Origin of the sequence: Microcoleus sp. BR0-C5, from assembly GCF_036705045.1 — a bacterium.
Classification (GTDB): Bacteria; Cyanobacteriota; Cyanobacteriia; order Cyanobacteriales; family Microcoleaceae; genus Microcoleus.
Genome location: NZ_JAUBTR010000216.1, coordinates 1 through 1153, shown reverse-complemented (window position 1 = coordinate 1153; position 1153 = coordinate 1). Strand labels below are relative to the sequence as shown.

The following is a 1153-nucleotide window of genomic DNA, read 5'->3' as shown; positions in this document are numbered from 1 at the left end:
GCATTCCAGTCTCGGTCTATTACAAAACCACAATGGTGACAGCGATGTGTTCTTTGACTCAAAGACTTCTTGATGACTTCCCCACAGTTGGAACAGTTTTGAGAAGTGTAGTGCGGTGGTACGGCAACCGTTACCACACCAAACACCTTGCCAAAATATTCTAACCATTGACTGAAAGCCGACCACGCAGCATCAGATATAGACTTTGACAGTTGCCTGTTTCTAACCATGTTACGCACCTGCAAGTCCTCATAGGCAACCAAGTCGTTAGACTGGATGACGCATCTTGCCAACTTCACGGCAAAATCTTTACGCTGCCTACTTACCTTGAGGTGCTTTCGACTCAGGCGATTTCTCGCTTTGACTCTGTTTTTCGACCCTTTGGTGGTGCGAGAAAGTTTACGACTAAGACGCTTTATCGCTTTCTCGGACTTTCTCAGATGACGGGGGTTCTCGATTGTCTGACCGTCCGAATCGGTGTAGAAGTGAGTCAATCCAACATCCAGTCCAACAGTCTTACCCGTTGGCTTTCTCTTCTCTACCCGTTCTTGGTCAATGCAAAACTGAACGTAGTACCCATCAGCTCTACGAACAACACGCACTCGCTTAATCTGCTTAAACTGGTAGAAGTGCAGGTCACGAGTTCCCCACATCTTGAAGCTTCCTGCTTCAAACCCATCAGTGAAGGTGATAGTTCGTCTATCGAACGACAACTTCCAGCCCGTTGTTTTATATTCAACAGAGCCATGTGTTTGATGCTTCTTAAAGCGTGGGAAGCCTTTCTTCCCTGGCTTGTTTTTTTTGCAGTTGTCATAAAACCGAGCGATAGAACTCCAAGCCCGATCGGCAGAAGCTTGTCGAGCTTGGGAATTAAGTTTGCCGGCGAACGGAAACAATGCGGCGAGAACAGCGCAATAGGCGCTCAACTCGTACTTACCCATCCCCTTGTTGTCCAACCAGTATCTAAGGCAGCTATTGCGGACAAAGCGAGCAGTGCGAATGGCTTCATCAAGCCGCTCGTACTGCTGTGCAAGTCCCTCTAGTTTTGCCTCAAAAACAAGCATACTTACGCTGACATAACTAGCGTAAGTATACCACAGTTAAAGAAAGCCGTCCTAGAAGGACGGGGCTTTAAACCCATTATTTTTGGTAA

Annotated in this window: 1 protein-coding gene; it reads right to left on the bottom strand. The window is 47.1% G+C overall.

Features of this window, described 5'->3' with window-relative positions; translation table 11 throughout:
* The coding region (locus tag QUB08_RS32020; RefSeq protein WP_333230328.1) for a transposase at positions 1-1064 on the bottom strand (1064 nt) is incomplete at its 3' end.
* Between the last annotated feature and the right edge of the window lie 89 nt (positions 1065-1153).